Below are 26,631 nucleotides of genomic sequence, written 5' to 3' on the forward strand. Positions count from 1 at the left end.
CAGCTTTAGCTTTGTCTTAGCTCATCATACATCTTGCGCTTATTCTGATACATTCTCTGATCCGCAAGAAGATATACTTCATGAGAGCCTTGATCTGGACGTTCATGACGGAATGCGTAGCCTGTGGCTACGCTTCTTTTATATTCAGAATAAATCGCATTCATAACATCGAGAGCGCTGTTCATTCTGTCGATAAGTGAGTTTACGTCGATGCCAGCGGTATCTCTTATGATGATCAGGAACTCATCGCCTCCGATTCGGGCGCATTCGCTACTATCGCTAAAGGTATTGGTAAGCACCTTGGAGAAATCTTTAATGTACTTATCTCCAGTAAGGTGGCCGTATTTATCGTTAACAGTCTTAAGCCCGTTAAGGTCTATGCTTATGATACAGTAGTCATCATCTGTTTCATCCAGCGTAGCAAGAAGCTTGTCTGCGCTTGCTCTGTTAGGAAGATTAGTAAGTCCATCTGCATAGGCAAGGTGTGTAAGAGAAGCAAACTCTTTTTTCCTTGCGTAGGATTCTGTAATAAAGAGAAGGTAATTAGCAATCTGGCATAGCGCAAAGAACAGACATCCTGAAACAATGATCAGAATGCTTGATCTTGGATTAATAAAGATATAGTAGTTGCCTAGATAGTAGAGAATGACATGTACCATTTCTGAAAGAGTAAACACAGAAAGACCTACCATCTGAACAAGAGAAGATGGGGACAGATCTCTCTTTCTGAAATTTTTCACTGCGAAAAAGGCTACAACTCCAAAGCCGAAAAAGGCATTAATATGATAGAGAGGAAGTGTTACTCTCATGTGAATATTGAAACAGTAATGAAGCACATACTGAACAATCACAAGTAGGCTACTTATTGCCACCAAAAGGAAATATCTCTTTTTGTTCTCAATATTCTGAATGAAGTATAGAATCAGCAGGCAGAATGGCACTATCAGCAGCATAGAAAAGTATTCTGCTTCTGTTTCTGAAGGAGCATACATAAAGAATGACAATAGGTTGTAATAGCTAAGGAGCCATGCGCCCACATTCATGCACAGGATAGAACTTAGCAAAAGATCTATGGTCTTAGGCACAACAGATATAAATAGCAGGGTTATAAACAGGAAGGTAAGACCAAATATCAACAGGAACATACCGGCAAATATTATGATCCTATGGGTGTGGATGATCATTCCTTCTACGTCGGACTGGTTACCGAACATGACAATTTCCAGGTTGTTAAAGGCATCTGGCTCATTGACCTTCATGTAGAAAGTCAGAGTCTTTCCGGCATAATCATGAGGAAGAGAGATGATATGGTAGTTTTTGCCAATAAACTGATTCTTTTCATACATCTCTTCACCGTAGTTATATATTTCTTCACCATCCAAATAGCAGGTAAGAGTTGTGTATCTGCTTTTGAATACAACCACCGGGGACGGGATATAGCCAATGTCAGTAAGGGTGTGGGACATGGTGACAGTGTCATTTCTTTGAAGCTTTTCAGTCAGATATTTATAAAAGGTCGTGATGTTTGCATTTTCATATTTCTTTTGATTAATGTATAATTCCCATCCGTCAGCAAAATCGTTGTGGGGATAAACTGCATGATAAGTAAGCCTGCTCTCACAGAGGAAAATAATGAGACCAGCTATAATAAGTGCAGATATAGTTGCCACAATACGACTTTGTTTTACGTTCATGATTTAAATAGATCCTCGTATAATCGTCCCAAAGTCTGGGAGTGATGTTTCTTTTTCATTGAATACATCTTCTTGTCTGCAAGAAGATAAACGCTTTTGGCGTTTGACCCTGGAGGAAGTTCCTTGGATTTACTGTCTGCCAGGCCCCAGGATGCTGAGTATCTGATGCTATTATCCTTTTTATTTTCGTGGGCCATCATATCTGAAAGACAGTCAATATCCCGCTGAGCCCTCTCCTCATCGATGTAAGGAAGGATAACAATGAATTCGTCGCCACCCATTCTTCCTACAAGGCTTGCGTCTGTAAAGCTTTCCTTGAGCATGCTGGCAAATCCTGAAAGTAATCTGTCTCCGGCATCGTGGCCGTAATTATCATTGGTGTATTTAAGGTAATCCAGGTCAATACTGATTATTGTGAAGGCCCCCTTAAGATCAGCAAGAGTGACCTCGCATTTAGCTCTGTTAGCGATCTCTGTAAGAGCATCTGTGTAGGCCAGACCTTCAAGCTGCTGCTTGGCAGAGGATTCACTTATTGATTCGATTCGGTGATAGAAGCAGTTAAGCAAAAGAGCTATGATGAACACCAAGGCTCCCACCGTAAGAAAATCAATGGTGGCGCCGCTTTCTCCGGAACCGGCAAATTTATACATGTTAAATTTGATAATGTCTATTACTGCGCAGACCAGGAACAGAATAAGACCCAGGATAAGAATATTGGTTGATGTGGATCTGGCCTCGATGTCTGTTTTTTTGATAAAAGAAATAAATCTTTTTACAGAAAGAATGGTAATGAATATGAGTCCCTCAATAATGGCAAGACCATGAAGCCATGGGACGAAATAGCAGATGTGAACCACATTCGTCAGATGGAGAACCGAGGTTACAATCGCAAAAATAACGTTGACTATAAAGAAGTCAAAACCTACTATACGGCTTCTTATCTGGTGTGTTGAGATAATAAATCCCAAAATAGCTGCGGGGATTGTAAATAGAGAAAAGTATTCCACAAAGGTAGTAAAGTTTGGCTGGTCAGTAAAGTACCACAAAAGATCGTTGTAGCACATGATGTAAACGCCCATCATAAGTGAAATGAGAGCGCTGAAGGTGATGCTGAAATCATGCCTTTGATTAAATACTAAAAATGGAGAGAGAATAAGCAAAAGAAATCCCAGCATGCAAAGGTAGATTCCTACAAAGAGTGGAAGTCTTTTGGATTCTAAGCTGGATCTTACAATGTCGTTGTAATGTCCTAAGGATACTGGGGTAAGACCTGAGAATGCATTGTTTTCATGGGCTGTCAGGACAATTGTCAGCTCTTTTCCCTGATAATCATCTGGAAGAGGAACCATATTAAGGACCTTGGGAAGCATTCTGCCCCTTTCAGCAATGTCCTGACCATAGGAATAGATAAGCTCATTATCAAGATAAACTTCTACGGAAGATAATATGGATCTAAAGTGAATAGTCGCTGGGGCTATATCATAATCGGGTAAAGTGCAGGTCATACGAAGGACGTCGTTCTTGTTGATAATGCCAATATTGGCATCTGTCAGGGAAACATTATCAAGATTTTTTTGACCATAACTAATAGTCCAGCCGTCTTCAAGCTGGATTATTTTGTGTCTTCTAATAGAGTTAAAAGAGCTGGTTGCGAGTAAGTATACAACCGTAGCACTTATTAGCACGGCCAAAAAGGATAGAATTGCCGTTTGGATCTTAACCCTTCTAGTCAAGGACAGTCCTCCTATTTTCACACATATAGTATACCGCCAGATGACAACAAATGCACTCAATTTCATAAGCGTGATTTCTAAAAAGACAATAAATAGAAAAGGGCATAATAAAAAGGCCAGTAAACACTGACCTTTTCAAAAATCATTATTAAGTTAGAAGTGTCCGCCACCACCGCCGTGGGTTGAACCAGAGCTGGACATATGTGTTGAGCTTCCGCCGCTAAAGCCGCCGGATCTGTCATTGTCCCTTGGAATCTCTGTCTTGGTAACATGACTTCTAAGATAGGTATCACGGTGAACTCTCATGTGAAGACCATCGTGGGCCTGATAACCCTTTGCGCTGTGCTTAGCGGTAACGCTCTTAAGGTGTGAAGCCATAACAAAGATTGGAACCAGGGCAACTAACAAGGCTGCCAAAAAGCTTAACAAAAGACCCTTAACCACATCCTTGGGCTGCTTAACTCCTACGTCGTAAGGAGTACCCTTAGAATACATCTCAAGGTAATCGTCGCAGACCTCAGTATAGGTTACGAAGGCATCGTGGTAGTAATTATCCCCCAGGTCTGAGCTCATCTTGTCGAACATCTTCGAAAGACCGTAGTCTGTGAAAGCAGAGATGGCAGTACCACTTGTGGAGAACCAGTAGGATCTGTCATCCATGTTAAGAACCAGAAGAATGCCGTTTCCGTTGTGATCAGCTCCCATTCCGTTGTAGTCAAAGTAATCATCTGCAAAATCCTGAATGGAATTTATGGGGGTATCAACAGTGAGAATAGCTATAGTGCAGTCCCATCTGTTACTTACTTCGTTAAGTCTTTTTGTAAGATCCTCCTGCTCTGATGCTGAGAGAAGCTCCGCATCATCGTATAACAGGTCCTTTTGTCTGGTGGAAGGGATCGTATTGCTATCCCAGTAACTGTCGGCCGCCTTAGAAGTGATAGTGAATGCTCCAATGCAAAGAACTATCAAAACCAGGGACAGATACAGGGAAAAAGATCTGTTTAATTTTGTCATTTTATCCATATTAACTCCAAAAAACCTAGTATCAGAACATAGCGTAGTAGATTACAAAGAAAACAAACCACAAAATCAAAGCGATAGGAATATAGCGCTTTACAGCTTCCGCCATACTGAAAGGAAGGTTTCCTACGAATTTACCACTCTGTCCGTTCATGGCAAAAAGATAATTCTCACCATTCCAGGTTGTGTTAAGTACATACACAGGATAGAGAGCATACTTGTAGGACTCTTTGGTAAAGTCCATGTGCTCCATCAGGGTGTGAACTGTTGAATAGCCAGATACGGTGTTCCTGAAATCTGCAGGAACAGAGCTCTTGATTCGCGCCACGGCACGAGGCTTGGACTCATCAACAGAAACGTTGTACTTGTTGGCAAGAAAGCCTGCCAGGTATCCCATGTTAAATGGAACCAGCTCCCTGAAGTCAAAGGGCTCAAGGGATTCCATTAGATCGTCTGGCATTTCTCTGGAACCGTCAACAGGTACATTTTCAAAGTTCTCAGAACCTGTTCTTTGTACTTCGTAGTATTTAGTTTCGTGATAGTTGTATCTGCTGTCGCTCCAGGTTCTGCTCTTAGTACATTCATAGTGGGCGTCGTAATCAACAGTTGCATTAAACAGCCAGAATGGTACATAGACCGCCTTGATCTCATCGATGTGGTTCTGATCAAGGAAAAACTTTGGAACCAGCTTTTTGGATTTAACATGCTTTTTGTAGTTGTCGATGGCTTCTTCCCTTGTGTGCTTAAATGGGATTATGCAATCGGGCTTAAAGGTTCCTGTAAAGACCTCTTTAACAACTACATTGTTACTACAGAAAGGACACTTCATAGAACCAAGAGATTCAGTAGCCAGTATCTCTCCTCCGCAGGAACCGCAGGAGTATACATATAGTGGCTCTGAACCCTGTTGGGTATCAGAGCCATCTTCAACAACTTGTCCCTGGCTATTAGAATTATGATTGGCTACGTAGTCCTTTACGTCAAATACAGAATCACAAAATGGGCATTTCAGCTTTTGTGAGACTGGATCAAATTCCATTGCTCCTCCGCAGGAGGGGCACTCATATTCTTGTAAAGCCATATTATCCTCATTAGTTAGGTCTTGGTGATCCGCAGTTTGTGCAGAAGTTACCAGTATTTACGTTGCCGCATGAGCATGTCCAGCCTGCCTGAGGCTTCTTAGCGCCGCAGTTGGGGCAGAAGTTACCTGTGTTAACATTGCCGCATGAGCATCTCCATGAATCACCTGCTGGAGCCTGAGGCTGCATCTGTGGCTGCATCTGAGGCTGCATCTGAGGCTGCATCTGCTGTGCCTGAGCCTGCTGAGCAGCACCCATAGCATAGAGATTACCTGCATTAAGACCGCCCTGCTGAGCTGCCATGTTCATACCTGCAAATGCCATCATAGGGCCTGTGCTGGTATTCTTAGCTGCATCCTGCATAGCCTGTGCCTGAGCGCTGGCAATAGTAGCAGCTGCCATATTAGGATTTCTAAGAGCGCCAACTCTCTGGAGCTCCTTGATTGTCTTTTCGTCTTCTTCGTTAGCTGTAACTGAGCTTACGCCGAAGGTTGAGATCTTGATACCGTAAACGTTTGTCCACTTGCTTGAAAGAACTTCGTTAAGAGCATCAGCGATTTCCATTGTGTGTCCTGGAAGTGAGCTGTAACGGATTCCCATCTCAGAAATCTTAGCAAATGCTGGCTGAAGAGCAGTTAAGAGCTCGCTCTTGAGCTGAGACTCGATCTGGCTTCTTCTGAACTCGCCATTAACATTTCCAACGATATTCTTATAGAAAAGAATAGGATCAACGATACGATAGCTGTATTCACCGTGACACTTGATGCTTACATCCATATCAAGTCCGATGTTAGTATCTACAACACGGAATGGAACAGGGTTAACTGTGCCATACTTGTTGCCAAGAATTTCTTTTGTATTGATGAAGTAAACGCGCTGGTCCTTGGCAGCCTCTCCGCCAAATCCAAGACGCTTTCCGAATTCCTTAAAGCTTGCAACGATGTTCTCACCAAGGTCTCCGTAGAAGATTGAAGGCTCTGAAGAAACGTCATAAACAAATTCTCCTGCCTCTGCACAAATTTCTGTGATCTGACCCTGGTCAACAAGAACCATACATTGACCTTCATTAACTGCAATGATTGATCCGTTTGATATTATGTTCTCGGAACCCTTGCCGGCTTTTTTCTGTGCCTTTGTAAGAAGCACATCTGGTGTAAGAGATGGACAATAGAAATAGTCTCTCCACTGATCTGATAAAACACTTCCGCCAGCCATAAGCGCTGCTTTAATAAGTCCCATAATTATCTCCTTTCATACTTGCCCCAAATATAATGTCCGAACTAGGTCCGGCTTCATCTATTTTCGCACAAATCACTAGAAAAGACTAGTATTTGAGACATAAACATTAAAATATGTGATATAACTGTATTATGGGTAAAGGAAAAATAGAGATAGTCGTTGAAAATAGTGGGATTCAGCAGGTTCTAGAGGCCCCAAAGGGAAGGCTTTTAAAGGACCTTATTTCTGATGCCGGAATTAACTTCTCTTTCCCCTGTGCAGGGTCAGGTAGATGCGGCAAATGTATAGTTACTTACAAGAAGGGAGCCCCTGCCCCCAATTCCTTTGATGAGAGATTCCTGTCAAAAGAGGAATTATCTAAAGGAAAAAGGCTTCTCTGCAGGTCAATTGCCCTTGAAGACTGCGTTATTTCTTTTGACAACGAAGAATCTATGACTGTGGAGACCATCAGCGCTATCGCAGATGACTATGACAGAACCTTTGATAAATATGGAATAGCCGTTGATATAGGTACCACCACCATTGCAGCAGCGCTGGTTGGGGCTTCTAATGGCGACGGAAATGTTCTTAAGACTGCTTCCTGCGTTAACCACCAGAGGAAGTACGGAAGCGATGTTATTGCAAGGATCGCTGCTTCCGAGGATGAGTCAGTTCTTTCTGATATGAAGAGTCTTGTCCGGGAAGACATAGCTCTTTTGGTAAAAGAGCTATTATCTGGTGAGGAAATTAGCCTAACCCAGATGGTGATAGCTGGTAATACCACTATGATGGGGCTATTTAAGGGTGAGGATGTCACAGGCCTTGGTAAGTTCCCTTACGAAGCAGGGGATCTGTCATTAAAGCACTATAGATATTATGAATTCTTTGATGGTAAAGAGCTTGGAGATACTGATGTGGTGCTGATGCCTGGAATATCAGCCTTTGTTGGAAGTGATATTGTGTCTGGAATGTATGCATTGGATCTTGGCGATGAAGAGTCAGCTCTTTTTATAGATCTTGGAACAAACGGCGAGATGGCATTTTCTAGTGAAAGGGCATTAACAGTGGCTTCCACGGCAGCGGGCCCGGTATTTGAAGCAGGAGGCATAAGCTGCGGAACGGCCTCTATCCCAGGAGCAATCAGCCATGTGAAGATAGATGATACGGACTCCACCCCAGAGATAACCACAATCGCAGATAAAAGAGCTATTGGAATTTGCGGAACGGGAGTGCTGGAAGCTGTCTCAGAGCTGGTAAGGTGCGGAATCGTCGATGAGACAGGACTCCTTAATGATAAATATTTTGATGAGGGGTATCCTCTTAGTGATGAGGGCGACGTTCGCATTTCCCAGGAGGACATCAGGAATGTTCAGGTTGCCAAGGCTGCGATTTATACAGGAATCAGCAAGATCCTGGATGGCAGGGAGCCATCTAAAGTGTTCATTTCAGGCGGCTTTGGAAGTGGCATAGATATCGAAAAAATTGATAAGCTTAAGATATTCCCAGATGGCTTTAAGGGAAAGGCCAAGGCCACTGGCAACACATCCCTAAAGGGAGCGGTTAAATATATCATAAGAACTTCCGGTTCTATGGAAGCTCTTTTAACAGAAGAAAGGGTGCTGGAGCAAATGGTATCTGCGGCTAAAGAGCTGGTTCTTGCCAGGGAAGAAAACTTTAACGATAGCTTTGTGGATGCTATGAATTTTTGATAAACTATAAAATGATTTTTTCATATAGAAAGGGACTAATATGATTTGTGATACCTGTTCCAATTACGTGTATGACGAGGACTGGGAATGCTACACCTGCATGGTCAACATGGATGAAGATGATTATTACAGACTAATGTCTGGCGGCAATAAGGAATGCCCTTATTATTCAGATAATGATGAATATAAGGTTGTAAGACATCAGATGTAAGGTTAAGGAGAGAGTATGAAGATAGTATTGGAGCATCTTACCAAGAAGTTTCCTGGTATAAGCAAGAAGGACAAAAGCGAAGTAATCGCAGTTAATGATTTTAATTTTGAGATTCCGGATGGCAAGTTGATTGGCCTTTTGGGACCATCTGGTTGCGGAAAGAGTACAGCTCTTAATCTTATCTGTGGCCTGGAAAAGCCTACTAATGGCCGCATTATCTTTGGTGACCTGGATGTGACAGGCCTTCCTCCTGAGAACAGGGGAGTGGGACTGGTGTTCCAGAACTATGCTCTTTATCCTCATTTAACTGTATATGACAATATTAAGTTCCCATTGGAGAACCTTAGAGGCAAGGATAAGCTTACTAAGGAACAGATGGATGCCAAGATTCAGGAAGTGGCTAAGCTTGTGCAGATTGAGAATCTTCTTGAGAGAAGACCAAGCGAGATGTCTGGTGGCCAGCAGCAGAGAGTTGCCATTGCAAGAGCTCTTGTTAAGAGACCACAGGTGCTTCTTCTTGATGAGCCTTTATCTAACCTGGATGCGAGACTTCGTCTTCAGACAAGAGAAGAGCTTAAGAGAATTCAGCAGGAGACAGGCATTACTACAGTGTTTGTAACTCACGACCAGGAAGAGGCCATGAGTATTTCTGACACTATCGTAGTTATGAAGGATGGCGTTCTCCAGCAGATGGGAGAGCCTCAGTCTATCTATGATGAGCCAATTAATCTCTTTGTGGCAAGCTTCCTTGGAACACCTCAGATCAATGTATTTGACGGCTATATCAAGGACGGCGGCGTTTATATTGGAGAAGCCAAGGTTCTTGATGCCAAGGGTCAGCCAGATGGCGATGTATCTGTGGCTATCAGACCTGAGGGCTTTGTTCTTGATTCCAACGGACCTCTTGAGTGCGAGTTTGTAACAAGAGAGGTTATGGGTAGAGATACCAGCTTTGTTGCAAAGCATGATAAATTCAGAGGTGAGAAGCTCAGAGCCATTATTCCATCAGAGGAAATCTACGATGGTAAGGATGGCAAGGTTAGATTCTCCCTTAAACCTAGCAAAGTTCACATTTTCGATGGCAAGACTGATGAGAGGATTAAGCTATGAAAAAGAACCTGACCGCATGGCTGTGTCTTCTCCCAGCCATAATCTTTTTGGGGGTATTCATGGTTTACCCTCTTGTAGATGTTCTTATTTACTCATTTGAAGAGGGGTACAACTTTGCATCCCAGACTTCTTTTGGTACCGGAACCTACAATTATTCCTATGTTCTTCATGATCCATATTTCATTCAGGCTCTTAAGAACACCTTTATTATCGTTATTATTACAGTTCCCCTTTCAACGGGAATTGCTCTTTTGATATCTCTTTTGCTAAGTAACATCAAGGCGCTTAGAGATTTCTTTCAGACTGTTTATTTCCTTCCATATGTAACTAACACATTGGCGGTAGGACTGGTTTTCATGATCCTCTTTAAAAAGACAGCCTATTCAGATGGTCTTGTGTCGCTCCTTATCCAGTTCTTTGGAGGACCTTCTGTGGACTTCATCGACGGACCTTACTGGGCCAAGATGTTCGTTATGTGTTTCTACACTATCTGGATCGTAATGCCCTTTAAGATTCTGATTCTTACCAGCGCTCTGGCATCGGTTAATCCTATGTACTACAAAGCAGCCCTGGTTGACGCCACACCTAAGTGGAGGATCTTTTTCAAGATCACACTTCCTATGATCTCGCCTATGGTGTTCTATCTGGTGATCACTGGATTTATCGGCGCCTTCAAGGCCTACAGTGATGAGGTAGCTCTTTTTGGAACGGATCTTAATGCCGCCGGAATGAACACTATCGTAGGTTACGTCTACGACATGCTCTATGGTAACAGCGGAGGATATCCTTCCTATGCATCAGCGGCAGCTCTGATACTGTTTGCTATCGTATTTACTATTACAACAATCAACCTGATGGTCAGCAAGAAGACTGTGTATTACCAGTGAAGCATGATTATGCCAAAAGAGCTATTTTATTGACGGATTAGTATTTAGAAAATACAGGTATAGAAGATGAACGAATTAGAAAACAAGAAAATTGAAGAAAAGGCCAGGACCAGCGAAAAGGTCAGAAAAGCAGTGATGTACTCCCTGCTTACTGTCTGGGCAATTTTAGTTCTTTTCCCATTCTACTGGATGATCCTGTCCTCCATAAAGAGCTATGGCTCCTACAACTCAGAGTATATTCCTAAGTTCTTTACCCTTAGTCCTACTCTTGAGAACTATGTCACTGCCTTTACCGCAGTGCCTCTTGCCAGATACTTTTTCAATACTCTGATTTTTACAGTGGTAACAACAGCTCTCATGATGATTGTGGTTATCCTGTCAGCTTTCGCCTTTGCAAGGCTCGATTTTAAGGGAAAAGATATAGTGTTTTCACTGTTCCTTTCACTGATGATGATACCTAATGAGCTTGTTATCATTACCAACTACGTTACCATCACCAATCTCAATATGCGTAACACCTTCATGGGACTGATTCTGCCAAGCGTTACGTCGGTTTTCTATATATATCTGTTAAAAGAGAATTTTGAGCAGATTCCGGAGAACCTGTACAAGGCTGCAAAGGTGGATGGAACCTCGGATTTCAGATATCTGTGGAAGGTAATGATTCCTATATCAAAGCCTACACTTGTGACTATTACTATCCTTAAGGTTATTGAGTGCTGGAATTCCTATGTATGGCCAAGACTTATCACTGATGACCAGAACTATTTCCTTGTATCCAACGGTATTCAGGAGATAAGGGAGAACGGATTCGGAAGAGAGAATGTGCCAGCTATGATGGCAGCAGTTGTGGTTATTTCTGTGCCACTTGTTGTTCTGTTCCTGGTGTTTAGACATAAGATCATGGAAGGCGTTGCCAGGGGAGGTACAAAGGGTTAATGAAAAGATTTATTGCGCTTCTAACAGGAACTGTTCTGGCTATGAGCCTTCTTACAGGGTGCCATGGCTCCAAGGCCTCCAAGGGCTTTGAAACCCCAGAGCAATTCGATGAATCAAAGAAAATAGAAATAAACTTCTGGGCCAAGAACGATACCAACGTTAATCAGACCAAGATATATCAGAAGGCAATCGAGGATTTCCAGAAGCTGTATCCTAATGTGACTGTCAACATGAGACTCTACACTGATTATGGCAAGATCTATAACGATGTTATTACCAACATCTCAACAGATACAACGCCTAATGTCTGCATCACATATCCGGACCACATTGCTACTTACCTGACTGGCGCAGACACAGTGGTTCCACTTGATGATCTTTTTACAGATGAAAAATACGGCCTTGGCGGAAGTGAGCTTAAATTCGATTCTCCTACAGTTGATGAGATCGTGCCTGAGTTCCTTAATGAGTGTAAGATTGGTGATAGCTTCTATGCGCTTCCTTACATGAGATCTACAGAGGCTTGCTATGTTAACAAGACTTATGTGGAGGCTCTTGGATATACGCTTCCTGAGACACTTACCTGGGACTTTGTCTGGGAGGTTTCCGAGGCAGCTATGGAGAAGAATGCTGATGGTACCTTTAAGATAAATGGTCAGAAGGTTTTGATTCCATTTATCTATAAGTCCACTGATAATATGATGATTCAGAGCCTTAAGCAGCTGGATGCGGATTATTCCACAGATGCTGGTGATATTCTTCTGTTTAATGAGGATACTAAGAAGGTTCTTATGGATGTGGCAACACACACTAAGTCCGGATGTTTTTCTACATTTAAGATTTCAGGATATCCTGCCAATTTCTTAAATGCTGGCCAGTGTATATTTGCCATTGATTCAACAGCAGGTGCCACCTGGATGGGAAGTAAGGCGCCACTGGTTGATATTGCGGAGGATAAGATCGTGGATTTTGAGACAGAGGTTATGACTATTCCTCAGTATGATCCATCTAATCCTAAGATGATCTCTCAGGGCCCATCTGTTTGTGTGTTTAATAAGAAAGATTCTCAGGAAGTGCTGGCATCCTGGCTTTTTGCGCAATATCTTTTGACTAATGACGTTCAGATCGCTTATTCAGAGACAGAAGGTTATGTGCCAGTAACCAAAAAGGCTCAGGAAAGTGCAGAGTATCAGGAATATCTTTCTCTTGAGGGAAGCGATGACAATGAGCACTACGATATCAAGATAAAGGCATCAAAACTTTTGATGGCTAATACAGAGAATACCTTTGTAACTCCAGTATTTAACGGCTCCACATCTGTTCGAGATGCGGCAGGTCAGCTTATTGAGAATGTTACTAAGTCGGTTCTAAGGAAAAAGACTGTAGATGAAGCTTTTATAGATTCCATGTATCTGGATGTGAAATCTCTTTATCACCTGGATCAGGGCGCTGCAGCTGGCGGATTGTCGGGAGGAAGAAAGGATCTTGGTAAGCTTCCCGGGGCGTCGGTAGCCCTTTTGACAATGCTGGTTCTTGCCTGGGTCATGATCGGAGCTTACTGGACGTATGATAAATACAAGGAAAATAAGCAAAAATAGTTTGTATTATTTTTATAATTTAGTATAATTCAATTGTTTGGTATTGATTATACTTTTATAGTAGGAGGGAAATTATGAAAAAGACAGTTGCTATGATGTTAACACTTGGTCTTACACTTGCAGCAGTTGGATGCTCAGGCGCTAAGAACGAAGCACCAGTTGACGCAGTAAACGAAGAGGTTTCTGTTGCTGCAGAGGAGACTACTGCAGAGGCTACAGAAGAGGCTTCAACAGAAGAGGCTGAAGGCGGCGCTATGACATACGCTGAGTATGTTGCTGCTGAGCTCCAGAGCGAGGTTACAGTTGAGACTTACGTTCAGGCTAAGCAGAGCTGGTGGGAAGACAAGGCTACATTCTACACACAGAGCGAAGATGGTGCATACTTCATTTATGAGATGCCTTGCTCAGAGGAAGAGTACGAGAAGCTCACACCTGGAACAAAGATCAGAGTAACAGGCGTTAAGTCTGAGTGGTCTGGTGAGGTAGAAATCGTTGAGGCTACATACGAGATCCTTGATGATGCTACATTCGTTGCTGAGCCTGTTGATGTAACAGATCTCATCGGTAAGGACGAGCTCATCGATAAGCAGAATCAGCTTGTTAAGTTCACAGACATGACAGTTGATGCTGTTTCTTACAAGAACGACCAGCCTGGTGATGATATCTACGTTACACTTTCTAAGGACGGAACAACAGTTGAGTTCTGTCTTGAGTACTACTTAAATGGTAGCGACGAAGAGTTCTACAACCTTGTTGGTGGACTTGAAGTTGGCGCAACAGTAGATGTTGAGGGATTCCTTTACTGGTATGAGGGACCAAACCCACACATCACAGCAGTTACAGTTAAATAATCTATCGAAATACTGATAAACACTGTATCAAGATAATGCTTACACTTTAAAAAGATTGTAGCTTGTGCTACAATCTTTTTTATTTTATGGCTGCGCCATAAAATAAACGCTTCGCGAGAATGCGACTGGTGTGCAGGGGTATTTGCAAGCTAAAGCTTGCGCACACCAGCGCGCAAAGAGTCGCTACCGACTCTTTGATTTTAAACGAAAGAGGTGTAAGTATGAAAAAAGTAAGTTCAAAGTTGTTGTTTGCTTTATGCGTTGCGTCTTTTGCATTAGCACTTGTGGGATGTAGTGGTCCTTCACACAGTACCACAGATGCTAAGAACTATGTTAGGGACATGAAAATTGGAAAGTGCACAGTTTCTTCACCAAGTACAAATGAGCACAATGAGAAAACTTGGACTGTAACCCAGAAATCAACAGGAATTGTATTTGAAGTAACAGACGATTTTATGGGCGGTGGAATGATTGGCGGTGGCCATTATTCTTTAAAAGATAATTACAGCACCAAGATGATCGAGTACTACGAGGATAAGGTTAATGAGTATGAGAGAATAAGCCTTGTAAATGATATTGTTGTTCTTGAGTATTCTAATCTGGATGAGCTGAAGTCGGGATGCGAAGATATTGCGGAGCTATTTGATTTTCTATTTGAGCAATATGATGGTTTTAGTTGCCAGGTTAATATGCTGTATAACGGTGTATTTAAAGATATCATCGAGTTTTATCCTGAAGTTAGTGGAAACAGCATGGCTCATCGAACTCAGATAGTTAATGTAATATATGCAAGTGATGTAAAGGAAGGCTTCGATTCCTTCTATACACAGGCAAAGGATGCATATTTGACGATTGGTCTTGCCCACGGAATTGATAGTATTACTACGGAATTCTCGAATGAAGAAATTGAAGATTTTATGAATGGTGACAGGTATGGAATGGATCGAATAGTGACATATGTAGATCCTGAGGATGAAAAGGTTGCAACTGTTAGCACTAGTACAGTGACCCAGTATTATTTCTTTTATGGTGGACTGTTCAAATATTTAAAAGAGCAGGGGCTTGATGTCAGTGGCGATCCTTTAGATTTCACAGTTGAGACTAAGGATGGAAAGACCTGCGAATTTTCTTACGATTTTTATGATAAAAGCACTGATGAAACATATTATTTACTTGATGGAGAAAAAGTGTTTGATTCTCCTAAAAATCGCTTTAACTTAGATACGCGAGATCTTGAGGAGCTCTTTGGAATTAAAGCAGTAGAAATGGACAATGCCACAATTGGAAAGAAAGAGGCAGCGGGCGAACTTAAGATTAAATAAACTAAAGGTACCAGAGTTATTTCTGGTACCTTTTTTAAATTATTTCACATAATAGTGTCTTGCTATCCACTTAGACAGTCCTTCAAGTCCGGGGTACACTATACGTTCACTCATATTGAGCTGATCCAGCATGTCTCGGACTCTCCATCTAAGCTGTTTATCTATCACGTACTTAACAGTATCCTCAGTATTATCTGCAAGGAACTTCTCGATATCATCGATTCCCGTAGGCACAACTGCAAAGAAGGAATGCTGATTGATGATTCTCTGGTTAAGAGATGGTGGCTCAATTATTACCATTGCGGAGTCGCCCATGTCGGCGTCGTACTGCTTAAGACTGTTCCCCGTAAGCTCTTTTAACATATCAACGGTGAAGATGGTGGAGTGCTTCTTGTTAACTGCATATCTGTAGGGTTCTGGCAGGTGATCTACCATCTCAGACATGTTGATCCTCCAGACCATACAGTCATGATCGTCCATCTCTTCAAGGTTTTCCTCAGTTACTGCAAAGTTAAGAGCAACTAAAGCTGACTGAGTCCAGTCAAGAAGCCTTGTGGGAAGACCATAGTGCTGTCCTAAGATCATCTGTCTCCAAACGGAGTGTCCTATTGACGGTTCATCGTTTATGGCATATTTGGCAAAATTCTCCAATATGGCAGGCTCAAGTTGTTTCTGAAGGCCCTTACAGTTTCTGCTAAGGCTGGTGTACATCTTAAAGGATGAATCCTGCATACCTCTGTAGATATAGGAGCTTCTGTGTCTGTCCAGCGCAGGCCTGTATTCCTGCTCGGTAAGAAGTGGCAAAAGCTCTTCCAATGTGCCAATGTGAATCTCTTTGATCATCGCAATTTCCTCTCTATCTGTAACCATTTTACCATTTATACCTAAAATTTGATACAATACTAGTACACAGGAGGTACGACATGGAAGGATATAAGATTACAAATGATCAGGTTGAGACCGTTTTAGATAAGAAGTTTATTAGAGTATTTGATCTTCAGTACGCAGAAGGAAGGCATTATTTTGATGCCACAAGGCGTGACAAGGATTCAATCGTGGCATCAATGGACGAAGAAGCGTTCAAAAAGATGCTTCCGGACGCAGTTAGTTGTATAGTAATAGTTGAGGAAGAGGGCAAGGAGCCAAGACTCCTTCTGTCCTACGAGTACAGATACCCAGCTGGAAGATTTCTTTTAAGCGTGCCAGCAGGCCTCATCGATCCTGAGGATAAGGACAAAGAGAACCCTCAGATTGAGACAGCCATCAGAGAGATTCAGGAAGAGACTGGAATCGTGGTGGACACAGCTGTTGATCAGGTGTCTGTTGTAAGCCCTCTTTTATTCAGCACCCCAGGAATGACAGACGAGAGCAATGGTCTTGTTCTTGTAATCCTCAGACAAAAGAACTTAAACCTTGACCAGACAGGTTGCAATGGCCCTGAGTGCTTTGACGGATTTGAATTCGTGACCAAGGAAGAAGCAAGAAAGATCCTTAAAGACAGCGTGGATCCCAAGGGACATTATTATTCAATTTATACATGGGCAGCTCTTATGTACTTCGTTAACGACATGTGGAAATAATCCCTCTAAATAAGCATGTTGATATATATGATTTTCTCATTTGATGAGAAAAGAAATTAAGGAGGCATGTATTATGAAAAAACGATTGGCTTTATGTGTTTGTGTGGTGACTGCCTTCGCCATGATTCTTGGCGGATGCGGTAAGAAAACGGGAGACTCTGGGGAAGCAGCTAATGAGTCATCTTCAGTAGAGGCCGCAGCGACAGCTTCGACTGAGGAGGTTGCAAGTGTAGAGGCAACTTCAGCACCGGAATCTCTGGATCCTATAACCCTTGAGGATGCTATTACTGCAGCTATCTTTGAAAAAGGAGCTGACTACCGCCAGGGAGAGGTCGCTGGAGAAGGCCATATCATCATGGGACAGGAGGAAGTAAGCAATCAGGTTATCTGCTATCTTCTTACTATGTATGGTTCTTACGAGTTTGAGAATGGCAATTTTGTAAAGTGCGCTGGAAGTGGAGCAATTCCTGCAGTTCTTACTTTCACCGTTAATGATGGCGTGTACGAGCTTTTGTATTACAACGAGCCTGTGGATGGCAGTGGATTTGTGGATTCAGTGAAAGATCTTTTCCCAGAATCACTGTGGAGCAGGTGCATCACTATCGAAGAAGACGATATGATCGAGCTTACAAGACAGGAAAGAGCTGATGCTGAGGAATATCTTGGCACAATCGGAAGAGAGGATGCGGAAATCGGAGACTATGCTGACTTCGAGTATCTCATCGATTCTGATTATAAGATTTCTGACGAGGTATCTAACAAGATCGCCGAGTATCAGGTGGATGATCCAATTGCACAAAATTGTGATTTTTGGTACGGAGACCGTGAAGTTTTAGAGGAAAATGTCCGATATATATACAGAAAAGAATATGACAAAAAGCAAAACCAGGTTATTTTTTCAAAGATACTATATGAAACCGAGGAAGTTATTGAAATTTCTGCATATAGTTCCAAGACTGGAGAACCAGTAGGTTAAGCGAGTAGGTATACGTGCGCAGGGAAGCTATTGATATCTAAGTATCAAGGAAATGGAGGGAACCATGAGTGTATCTGAAATCGTTGCTAATGGACAAAACGCTTATGACGCAGCCAAGGCTGCGGGAACTAAAGAGACTAACGGCGTTAAGACTGGTAATTATGGAAAGACCATAGGAAAGGCGCAGCTTAGTGAAACTGGCGCCAAGTACTATGAGGAGCTTAAAAAGAAATATTCCAATATGGATTTTGTCCTTGTGAGTAAGGACATGAAGGACTATGCCAAGCAGAACGCCAGCTCTTTTGGCAATTCCAACAAGATGGTGGTTCTCATCGATGAGGAGAAGATTGAGAGAATGGCCACCGATGAGAATTACAGAGCTAAGTACGAAGGGCTTATCGCTCAGGCTGCAACTCAGATGCCTGCACTTAAGTCCATTGCCGAGCAGCAGGGTAATGTAAAGGCAATAGGAATGCAGGTTAATGACAACGGCACCGCATCTTTCTTCGCAGTAATGCAGAAGTCCTCTCAGGCTATGACTGAGAAGCTTGCAGAGAAAAGAGCTGCCAAGAAAGAAGCTGAGAAAAAGGCCGAGAAGAAAGAGCAGAAAGAGGAACAGCTCGAGAAGCTAAAAGAAAAGGCTACTGAAAAAGCCAAAAGCTTTGACGAGATAGAAAATGACGATGATGTTGAGATAATCATGGCCAATTCTATCGAGGAACTTAAGAGTAAGATTGAAGCCTACAATTTCAATCTAAGAGCAGACAGCGTTATGACCAAAGAGGAGACTTACGTTGGTCAGAACATAGACTTTAAGGGGTAAAAGAAAAAAAGTTGGGGACTATGTACAAAATAGCAATCTGTGATGATGAAAAAAGCTCTGCTGCTGAGGCGGCAGGGCTTTTAAAGGAGTATATCAGTGAACATCCACATTCAGAATTTGATGTGGATGTTTTTGGCGCTTCAATAGACCTTCTTGGAGCTATGGAGAAGAAGGTTTATGATATCTTTTTCCTGGATATCTACATCGACAAGATGAATGGAATTGAACTGGCTGAAGCCATCAGGAAAAAGAATGACAAGGCTCATATAATCTTCATGACTTCTTCAAATGCTTTCTACAAGGAGGCTTTTAGAATCAAGGCGGTTCATTATCTTGAAAAGCCTATTTTTAGGGAGGATTTCTTTGACGCCATGGACAGGGTGTGCGTTGAGGAAGTGGCCAGATATATATCTTTTAAGGATGGAGGTCAGATAACCAAGGTTCTTGTAGATGACGTATTGTACATAGAATCAGAGGATCACTATAAGAGAATTGTGACCAGTACTAACAGCTACCTTGTCAGGGGAACCATGCAGCAGATGATCAGTGAGCTGGCAGAGCCCTACTTCTATTCCCTTGGTGTAAAGAGCATAGTTAACCTTAAGAAGGTCCTTAAGATTACCAAGGATTCTATAATTATGGAAAATGGTGCTGATTTCAAGATTCCGAGAGGAACCTATAGACAGATAAGTGAGCAGGTGCTCAAGTTTTCTTTTTAACAGAAACGGAGTTGAGGGGATTTGAACCCCTGCACCGGACGAGCCGACCTACCGGATTTCGAATCCGGACCCTTCAACCACTTGGGTACAACTCCAAATAGAGTTTAATTATACTTTTTTAGATAGCCACCGTCAATGCGTCTTACTTGGCATTGACGGTATTATTTTGTATAATTGTTAGTAGTGTGCATTTACAAAATTGATGATTCAAAGGAGGCCTTTTCACATGATGAGAATTGGTATGTTGACTAGTGGTGGTGACTGTCAAGCTTTGAATGCAGCAATGCGCGGCGTTGTTAAGTGTATTGCGCACAGCGGCGAAGAAGTTGAGTTCTATGGATTTAAGAATGGCTATAGAGGACTGATCTATGGCGATTTCCGTATGCTGACTTCCAAGGATTTTTCTGGAATTCTTACTAAGGGTGGCACAATCCTTGGTAGTTCAAGAACACCTTTTAAGACCATCAGAGAACCTGATGAGAACGGCCTTGATAAGGTTGAGGCTATGAAGCAGAACTATTACAAGCTTCAGCTTGATTGTCTTGTGGTTCTTGGAGGTAATGGATCTCAGAAGACCGCTAACCTTCTCAGTGAAGAGGGACTTAATATAGTTTCACTTCCTAAGACTATAGATAATGACCTTTGGGGCACAGATATGACCTTTGGTTTCCAGAGTGCAGTAGATGTTGCCACCAATGTTATCGATAATATTCATACAACTGCAGATTCTCATGGCCGAGTTTTCATAATTGAAGTCATGGGACACAAGGTAGGATGGCTTACACTTAATGCAGGAATTGCAGGTGGTGCGGACGTTATCCTTATTCCAGAGATACCTTATGATATTGACAAGATCTGCAAGGCTATCGAGTCAAGAGATAAGAGAGGCAGCAGATTTACTATCATAGCTGTGGCAGAGGGTGCTATTTCCAAGAAGGATGCCAAGCTGTCTAAGAAGGAATACAAGGAGAAGATGGCTAATTACAAGTATCCATCAGTATCCTACGAGATTGCAGAAGCTATCGAGAAGAAGACTGGACACGAGGTTCGTGTTACTGTTCCAGGCCACATGCAGAGAGGTGGAGCTCCTGATCCATACGACAGAGTATTTGCTTCTCGTCTTGGAGCAGAGGCTGGCCAGCTTATTCTTAATAAGGAATATGGCTTCATGGTTGCTTACAAGAATCGTGAGATTGTCAAGGTTCCTCTTAAGGATATTGCAGGTAAGCTCAAATATGTATCACCAGATGCAAGCATCATCAAGGAAGCCAAGACCCTTGGAGTATGCTTTGGGGACTAATTTACAAGAAGTTTTGTTTGCGGAGTAGTTTTAATGGGTTATGTAGCACTTTACAGGAAATTCAGACCACCGGTCTTTGAGGACGTCAAGGGCCAGGATCATATAGTTACCACGCTCAAGAATCAGATTAAATCAGATAGAGTTGGACATGCTTACCTGTTCTGCGGAACGCGCGGAACAGGTAAGACTTCTGTTGCGAAGATTCTTGCCAAGGCAGTTAACTGCGAGCATCCGATTGACGGAAGCCCCTGTGGTGAATGCGAGATGTGCAAAGAGATCGCAGCAGGCAACAGCATGAATGTTATCGAGATTGACGCTGCTTCCAACAATGGCGTGGATAATGTCAGAGAAATCATAGACGAAGTTTCTTATTCTCCAACCAAAGGTAAAAAGAAGGTTTACATCATCGATGAGGTACATATGTTATCCACCGGTGCTTTTAATGCGCTTCTTAAGACTTTGGAGGAGCCTCCGTCATATGTTCTTTTCATACTGGCAACTACAGAGGTTCAGAAGATTCCTATTACGATCCTTTCAAGATGCCAGAGATACGATTTCCATAGGATCACCATAGATACTATAGAAGGACGACTTCGTCAGGTAGTTGACTCAGAAGGAATCAAGGTCGAGGACAGGGCCCTTAGATATATAGCCAAGACAGCTGACGGATCCATGAGAGATTCCCTTAGTTTATTGGATCAGTGCGTAGCTTTTAATTATGGAGAGGAACTGACCTATGACAAGGTTCTTGGAGTTCTTGGAGCCGTAGACACAGAGGTGTTTAGTAAGCTCTTTTCCGCCCTATATGAGCAGAACGCCAATGACGCCCTAAAGATTCTGGCAGATATTGTCATCCAGGGACGAGAGCTCTCACAGTTTGTTAATGACTTCGTCTGGTACTTAAGGAACATCATGCTTGTTCAGGCTTCAGACCAGATGGAGGATGTTGTGGACATTTCCTCTGATAACCTTAAGGCGTTAAAAGAGCAGGCCAGTGGCGCCAATACAGACACAGTAATTAGATTTATCCGAATCTTTTCAGAGTTGTCATCTCAGCTTAGGTATGCAACCCAGAAGAGAATACTTATAGAGATCACGCTTATCAAGATGTGCAAGCCTCAGATGGAAGAGTCAGAGGATGCCTTTGAAGATAGAATTAGAATTCTGGAGCAGCACGATCATGAAAATGCCAAGCTTTTAAAGGGCATTCAGAATGGAAGCATCGCTGTTGCCAGCACTTTGGCAGCAACAGGGCAGCCTCCAAAGCCTAAGAAAGTTCTGGAAAAGGCAGTTCCTGATGATGTTAAGAAGGTGGTTGATAACTGGTCTAGAATACTTGCCAGAATGGACAACCCAATGAAGACTTATCTGCAAAAAGCCAGACTGAGTCTTGGAAACGATGATAGATTGCAGATTGTATTTGACAATAAGCAGTTATCAGATAAATACTCAAATGGAGACTCTGCGGAGGAATTACAAACTTTCCTCGATGAATCAATAGGAAAGCATATTGAATTTGAAACGAGATTTTTGGAACCAGAGCAGAACTTCGAAGAGAATTATGTTAATCTTCAGGCTATAAATTTTGATATAGTCACGGAAGACGAAGAAAAGGAGAATTAAAAATGGCAAAAAGAGGTGGATTTCCAGGTGGCGGAATGCCTGGTAACATGGGAAATTTAATGAAGCAGGCTCAGAGAATGCAGAGACAGATGGAGGAGAGCCAGAAGGAGCTTGAGACCAAGGAATTTACAGCTAAGGCTGGCGGCGGAGCAGTAGAGGCCGTTGTTTTTGGAAACAAGACTTTAAAGAGCATCACAATTTCTCCAGATGCAGTAGATCCAGATGATGTTGAGATGTTGCAGGATATGATCGTAGCAGCTGTCAACGAGGCTATGAAACAGGCTGAGGAAGAGAGCGGAGCTATGATGAACAAGATGACAGGCGGTCTTGGTGGAGGATTTCCATTCTAATGGAGCTTTATAGTGGACATATCAATAAGCTTATCGATGAACTGGCAGCGCTTCCTGGCATAGGCGGGAAGTCTGCTCAGAGATTGGCTTTTTATATCATCAATCTTCCTAAGGATAGAGTGCAAAAGCTTGCAGACTCTATCGTATCTGCCAGGGAGAATGTTCATTACTGTAAGGTTTGCTGTACTTTGACGGATGAAGACATCTGCCCTATTTGCAGCAACGCAAACCGTGATCACAAGACAATCATGGTGGTTGAGAACGCGAGAGACCTTGCAGCATATGAGAAGACCGGCAAGTTCGAGGGTGTATACCATGTTCTACATGGTGCTATTTCTCCTATGCTTGGTATAGGGCCTGGCGATATCAGACTTACAGAATTGATGCAGCGTTTGCAGACAGAGGATGTTGATGAAGTTATTATTGCCACCAACTCCAGCCTTGAGGGCGAAACAACTGCAATGTATATAAGTAAACTCATTAAACCTACGGGAATCAAGGTAACCAGAATTGCCAGTGGAGTTCCTGTTGGTGGAGATCTTGAGTACATTGACGAGGTTACCCTTCTTAGGGCGTTGGAAGGCAGAACAGAACTATAGCATTTGTATATGACATAAGGAGGATAAGGGAAATGGCAGTGAAAAGAGAATTTTTGGGCGAGACACAAAGCGGAGCTCCAGTATATGCGTATCACCTTACTAACGAGCGCGGAATGGAGGCTGTAGTCCTCAACTATGGTTGTACTATTAAGAACATCTTTGTTCCTACAAAGGATGGCAAGAAGGTGGATGTGGTACTTGGATTTGATGACTACAAGCAGTATTTTAACAACGATTGTTTCCTTGGTTCTACAGTTGGACCAACAGCTAACAGAATTGCCAACGCTAAGTATTCTATAGATGGAAAAGAGTTTGTTCTTCCAGTTAATGATGGACCAAACAATCTTCACACAGATATGAACAACGGATTCCACAAGAGAGTTTGGGATGCTGAGGAAGGAAATGATTACGTTAAGTTTACTCTTAAGGTTGAGGATGGAGATCTTGGTTTCTCAGGTAACAGAGTATTCTCACTTACTTATTCTCTTGATGAAGACAATAACCTTAAGCTTCATTATCATGCTACCAGCGATGCTAAGACTCTAATTAACATGACTAACCATGTATACTTCAACCTTAGCGGACATTCAGCTGGTAAGATTCTTAACCATACACTTAAACTTGATGCATCTAAGTTCACACCAGTCATTGATTCTGCAGCTATTCCAACTGGCGAGCTGGCAGATGTAGCTGGAACTGTTTTTGATTTCACTACCCCTAAGACAATTGGACAGGATATCGAGGCAGACGTAGAGCAGCTTCAGTGTGTGGGCGGATATGACCATAACTTCTGTGTAGATGGTAAAGAGGGAGAGCTTCGTGAGGCAGCAGTAGTTGAATCTCCTGATACAGGAATTGTTTTGAAGTGCTCAACAACTCTTCCTGGAATCCAGTTGTATGTTGGTAACTTTGTTAAGAGTGACTTTGGAAAAGAGAATACTAAGTACTCAGCACGTGATGGATTCTGCTTAGAGACTCAGTATTATCCTAACTCAGTCAACGAGCCAGGATTCCCAAGCCCTGTTTTTGGACCTGATAGAGAGTATGATACAGTGACTGTATATCAGTTTTCATAATGGGTTATCTTTGGAGGTATGAATATTGGCGGTAGTTCGCGACTTTAGTTCCTACGTTAGCAAATTGAATAATGATGATTCCGACAATACATCCTACAAAGAGAAGATTCGAAATCATAAGCTTGCTGTTTTCTTTAGGACAGTTGCCATTGTTGCTATAACGGCAGTTCTTGTGGCAACCATATACATTAGTTGGAGAGATAAAGAATACTCTGAATCTGTTATTTCAGACACCACTACTATTACAAATGGTGCTGACTCCAAGGTTATAAGCCTTAGTGGATATATGGTTCAATACAGTAAGGACGGTGTTAGCTGTCTTGACTCTATGGGCAAAGTTCTTTGGAATCAGACCTATGAGATGCAGAGCCCTATTGCACACACATGCGAGAATGTAGTGGCTATAGGCGACTATAACGGTCACAACATTTATGTAAACAACACTGGTGGAGCTCTTGGGGAGATTGATACTAACCTTCCTATAAGAGACTTCTGTGTGGCATCGAATGGAGTAGTGGCAGCAGTTCTTGATGGCACAGATGTTACCTGGATATACATATATGATTCAGTAGGTAATATGCTGGTCAACTTTAAGACTACAATGAAGGACAGTGGATATCCAATAAGCATCAGCCTTTCTCCCAATGGAGAACTGCTATGTGTATCGTATCTATCTACGGAAAATGGAGATCTTAAGACCAGAGTGGCCTTCTTTAATTTTGGATCTGTCGGACAGAACTATACTGATAATTTTGTCAGCAGCTATGACTACTCCGGAGTTGTGGTTCCTTATGTTCAGTTTATGAATGGAAGTGCAGCCTTTGCAGTATCAGACGACAGAATAATGTTCTATTCTGGTAATCAGAAGCCTGTCAGTAAGTCGGAGAGCTTTACTGGATCAGAAGAAGTTCGATCAGTTTATTTCAACGAGTCATATGTTGGACTTGTATTTCCTAACAGTACTGAAGATGGCGCATACAGGTTACAGGTATATGATACTGCTGGTAACCTGACACTAACTTCATATTTTGATATAGAGTATTCCGAGATTATTTTTAATAATAAACAGATCATTATATATAATGAAGATGAGTGCATCATTCAGGATATGACGGGACATGTTAAATTCCATGGAGAGTTTACTACTCCGGTTCGAACCATGATCCCAACAGCAGTAAGAAGTAAATTCATGCTTGTTACACCAAGTAACTTGCAGACTATGACATTAAAATAAAGGAGCATACATTGTTTGGTTTTGATATTTCACAATTGGTAATTACCATAGTAGTGATATGCCTGTTTATGTGGAGAATGTCATATGGAGCTAACAATGGCCTGTTCGCTGAAGCGGCAGGCCTTATTGCTGCCATGGCGTCCTTCGCTGCGGTCTACTACGTAATGAGAATTGTAGGCGGAATCCTTACTAATAATCTTGGCAGCATAATTCCTAAGATAGGGTATCTTGTAATAGCATTTATCATCTATAAAGTAATGATGGCTATTGCTGATGCATTTAAGAAGATCAAGACTATCCCAATACTTGGAGGTATAGACAGACTCTTTGGAATGGTGCTTGGTTTCGTAGAGGCCCTGGTTATTATTTATATAGTAGAATACATAACCGGTATCGGAATAATATCATCCGTTATGACGGTATGGAGACAGCTTTTTGAGCTAATTCAAAAAAGTTTTATAAAAAAATAAAAAAGTTGTTGCATTCAAAAAAAAGTAGTGCTATAGTATTACTTACCCGCTGTGAGGGAGCGAACATCAAGCTACAAGCGGATTGTAGCAATTGTAGTATTCGCTGATCCAGAAAAAACAAAAAACTTTTTAAAAAAGTTGTTGACAGATATTCAAAGCTGTGGTATTCTAAATGAGTTGCGGCTGAGAGCTACAACAACAAAGCACATTGACAAATAAACAGTAATGCAACCCTGAAAAATTCCAAGAGAATTTATTCAGAACAAATTAGTAAATAACGGACAGAACAAAAAGCCAAGCTTTAGTTCTGGTCAGATCAAACTTTTTAACGTGAGAGTTCGATCCTGGCTCAGGATGAACGCTGGCGGCGTGCCTAACACATGCAAGTCGAACGGAGATTTAACGCTGATGAGGCTTCGGCGGATTCTTGTTAAATCTTAGTGGCGGACGGGTGAGTAACGCGTGGGCAACCTGCCTCATACTGGGGGATAACAGTTGGAAACGGCTGTT

General features: G+C 42.2%; 25 protein-coding genes, 1 tRNA gene and 1 rRNA gene. 20 read left to right on the top strand and 7 right to left on the bottom strand.

The features are described 5' to 3' along the window. Positions 1 to 5: 5 nt before the first annotated feature. The 5 genes from T541_RS0104590 to T541_RS0104610 form a co-directional block, all read right to left on the bottom strand. Positions 6 to 1,694, bottom strand: coding sequence for a GGDEF domain-containing protein (locus tag T541_RS0104590; RefSeq protein ID WP_026651574.1), 1,689 nt, complete (start codon positions 1,692 to 1,694; stop codon positions 6 to 8). Next, positions 1,691 to 3,427 (bottom strand): GGDEF domain-containing protein, encoded by a 1,737-nt coding sequence (locus T541_RS0104595; protein ID WP_026651575.1) that lies wholly within the window; start codon positions 3,425 to 3,427, stop codon positions 1,691 to 1,693. Before T541_RS0104595 ends, T541_RS0104590 begins: the two co-directional genes overlap by 4 nt. Before the next feature lie 153 nt (positions 3,428 to 3,580). Further along, complete coding sequence (locus T541_RS0104600) at positions 3,581 to 4,450, bottom strand: TPM domain-containing protein (protein ID WP_051538090.1); 870 nt, start codon at positions 4,448 to 4,450, stop codon at positions 3,581 to 3,583. Positions 4,451 to 4,472: 22 nt separating this feature from the next. Next, positions 4,473 to 5,528 carry a Trm112 family protein gene (locus tag T541_RS0104605; protein WP_026651577.1) on the bottom strand — a complete coding sequence of 352 codons (1,056 nt, stop codon included), beginning with the start codon at positions 5,526 to 5,528 and terminating at the stop codon, positions 4,473 to 4,475. 10 nt (positions 5,529 to 5,538) lie between these two features. Further along, positions 5,539 to 6,765 (bottom strand): SPFH domain-containing protein, encoded by a 1,227-nt coding sequence (locus tag T541_RS0104610; protein ID WP_026651578.1) that lies wholly within the window; start codon positions 6,763 to 6,765, stop codon positions 5,539 to 5,541. Between the two features lie 131 nt (positions 6,766 to 6,896). On the opposite strand from T541_RS0104610, the gene T541_RS0104615 reads away from it, so the two are divergent. From T541_RS0104615 to T541_RS0104650, 8 genes are all read left to right on the top strand, one after another. Beyond that, positions 6,897 to 8,453, top strand: a complete 1,557-nt coding sequence (locus T541_RS0104615) for an ASKHA domain-containing protein (protein WP_026651579.1) — start codon at positions 6,897 to 6,899, stop codon at positions 8,451 to 8,453. A gap of 40 nt (positions 8,454 to 8,493) precedes the next feature. After that, positions 8,494 to 8,664, top strand: coding sequence for a DUF6472 family protein (locus T541_RS21600; protein ID WP_197025138.1), 171 nt, complete (start codon positions 8,494 to 8,496; stop codon positions 8,662 to 8,664). A 15-nt stretch (positions 8,665 to 8,679) separates the two neighbouring features. Continuing rightward, positions 8,680 to 9,774, top strand: a complete 1,095-nt coding sequence (locus tag T541_RS0104625; RefSeq protein ID WP_026651580.1) for an ABC transporter ATP-binding protein — start codon at positions 8,680 to 8,682, stop codon at positions 9,772 to 9,774. Beyond that, positions 9,771 to 10,661, top strand: coding sequence for a carbohydrate ABC transporter permease (locus tag T541_RS0104630; protein ID WP_026651581.1), 891 nt, complete (start codon positions 9,771 to 9,773; stop codon positions 10,659 to 10,661). The genes T541_RS0104625 and T541_RS0104630 overlap by 4 nt, the downstream gene beginning before the upstream one ends. A gap of 66 nt (positions 10,662 to 10,727) precedes the next feature. Beyond that, the gene (locus T541_RS0104635; RefSeq protein WP_034466000.1) at positions 10,728 to 11,600 is read left to right on the top strand and encodes a carbohydrate ABC transporter permease; all 873 of its coding nucleotides are present in this window, start codon (positions 10,728 to 10,730) and stop codon (positions 11,598 to 11,600) included. Further along, a complete protein-coding gene (locus T541_RS0104640; RefSeq protein ID WP_026651583.1) occupies positions 11,600 to 13,198 on the top strand; it encodes an ABC transporter substrate-binding protein in 1,599 nt (532 codons plus the stop codon). The genes T541_RS0104635 and T541_RS0104640 overlap by 1 nt, the downstream gene beginning before the upstream one ends. A gap of 74 nt (positions 13,199 to 13,272) precedes the next feature. Further along, positions 13,273 to 14,049 (top strand): hypothetical protein, encoded by a 777-nt coding sequence (locus T541_RS0104645; RefSeq protein ID WP_026651584.1) that lies wholly within the window; start codon positions 13,273 to 13,275, stop codon positions 14,047 to 14,049. A gap of 221 nt (positions 14,050 to 14,270) precedes the next feature. Then, positions 14,271 to 15,371 (top strand): hypothetical protein, encoded by a 1,101-nt coding sequence (locus T541_RS0104650; RefSeq protein WP_026651585.1) that lies wholly within the window; start codon positions 14,271 to 14,273, stop codon positions 15,369 to 15,371. Between the two features lie 39 nt (positions 15,372 to 15,410). Here T541_RS0104650 and T541_RS0104655 read toward each other — a convergent pair whose 3' ends face one another. Beyond that, positions 15,411 to 16,214, bottom strand: coding sequence for an FRG domain-containing protein (locus T541_RS0104655; protein ID WP_026651587.1), 804 nt, complete (start codon positions 16,212 to 16,214; stop codon positions 15,411 to 15,413). Positions 16,215 to 16,294: 80 nt separating this feature from the next. Here T541_RS0104655 and T541_RS0104660 point away from each other — a divergent pair, with 80 nt between their 5' ends. The 4 genes from T541_RS0104660 (at position 16,295) to T541_RS0104675 (ending at position 19,469) form a co-directional block, all read left to right on the top strand. Continuing rightward, a complete protein-coding gene (locus tag T541_RS0104660) occupies positions 16,295 to 16,951 on the top strand; it encodes an NUDIX hydrolase (RefSeq protein ID WP_026651588.1) in 657 nt (218 codons plus the stop codon). Between the two features lie 73 nt (positions 16,952 to 17,024). After that, positions 17,025 to 17,927 (top strand): hypothetical protein, encoded by a 903-nt coding sequence (locus T541_RS18830; RefSeq protein WP_034466004.1) that lies wholly within the window; start codon positions 17,025 to 17,027, stop codon positions 17,925 to 17,927. A gap of 64 nt (positions 17,928 to 17,991) precedes the next feature. Continuing rightward, complete coding sequence (locus tag T541_RS0104670) at positions 17,992 to 18,750, top strand: DUF6033 family protein (RefSeq protein ID WP_034466007.1); 759 nt, start codon at positions 17,992 to 17,994, stop codon at positions 18,748 to 18,750. A gap of 20 nt (positions 18,751 to 18,770) precedes the next feature. Continuing rightward, positions 18,771 to 19,469 carry a LytR/AlgR family response regulator transcription factor gene (locus tag T541_RS0104675; RefSeq protein WP_026651590.1) on the top strand — a complete coding sequence of 233 codons (699 nt, stop codon included), beginning with the start codon at positions 18,771 to 18,773 and terminating at the stop codon, positions 19,467 to 19,469. A 6-nt stretch (positions 19,470 to 19,475) separates the two neighbouring features. Here the strand turns inward: T541_RS0104675 and T541_RS0104680 are convergent. Continuing rightward, positions 19,476 to 19,564: transfer RNA gene (locus T541_RS0104680), tRNA-Ser, on the bottom strand. Between the two features lie 131 nt (positions 19,565 to 19,695). Here T541_RS0104680 and T541_RS0104685 point away from each other — a divergent pair. The 8 genes from T541_RS0104685 to T541_RS0104720 all read left to right on the top strand — a co-directional run. Then, a complete protein-coding gene (locus T541_RS0104685; protein ID WP_026651591.1) occupies positions 19,696 to 20,769 on the top strand; it encodes a 6-phosphofructokinase in 1,074 nt (357 codons plus the stop codon). 33 nt (positions 20,770 to 20,802) lie between these two features. Then, complete coding sequence (gene dnaX, locus T541_RS0104690) at positions 20,803 to 22,392, top strand: DNA polymerase III subunit gamma/tau (protein ID WP_026651592.1); 1,590 nt, start codon at positions 20,803 to 20,805, stop codon at positions 22,390 to 22,392. A 2-nt stretch (positions 22,393 to 22,394) separates the two neighbouring features. Then, positions 22,395 to 22,742 carry a YbaB/EbfC family nucleoid-associated protein gene (locus tag T541_RS0104695; protein WP_026651593.1) on the top strand — a complete coding sequence of 116 codons (348 nt, stop codon included), beginning with the start codon at positions 22,395 to 22,397 and terminating at the stop codon, positions 22,740 to 22,742. Further along, a complete protein-coding gene (gene recR / locus T541_RS0104700) occupies positions 22,742 to 23,341 on the top strand; it encodes a recombination mediator RecR (RefSeq protein WP_026651594.1) in 600 nt (199 codons plus the stop codon). The genes T541_RS0104695 and recR overlap by 1 nt, the downstream gene beginning before the upstream one ends. Before the next feature lie 32 nt (positions 23,342 to 23,373). Next, positions 23,374 to 24,417, top strand: a complete 1,044-nt coding sequence (locus tag T541_RS0104705) for an aldose epimerase family protein (protein ID WP_026651595.1) — start codon at positions 23,374 to 23,376, stop codon at positions 24,415 to 24,417. 25 nt (positions 24,418 to 24,442) lie between these two features. Next, positions 24,443 to 25,651 (top strand): DUF5711 family protein, encoded by a 1,209-nt coding sequence (locus T541_RS0104710; RefSeq protein WP_026651596.1) that lies wholly within the window; start codon positions 24,443 to 24,445, stop codon positions 25,649 to 25,651. Positions 25,652 to 25,662: 11 nt separating this feature from the next. Then, entirely contained in the window at positions 25,663 to 26,121 is a 459-nt protein-coding gene (locus T541_RS0104715; RefSeq protein ID WP_081779850.1) for a CvpA family protein, read from the top strand. 326 nt (positions 26,122 to 26,447) lie between these two features. Beyond that, positions 26,448 to 26,631: ribosomal RNA gene (locus tag T541_RS0104720) — 16S ribosomal RNA — on the top strand; the annotation flags it as partial.

It is taken from the genome of Butyrivibrio proteoclasticus P6B7 (assembly GCF_000622085.1).
Lineage (GTDB): Bacteria > Bacillota > Clostridia > Lachnospirales > Lachnospiraceae > Butyrivibrio > Butyrivibrio proteoclasticus_A.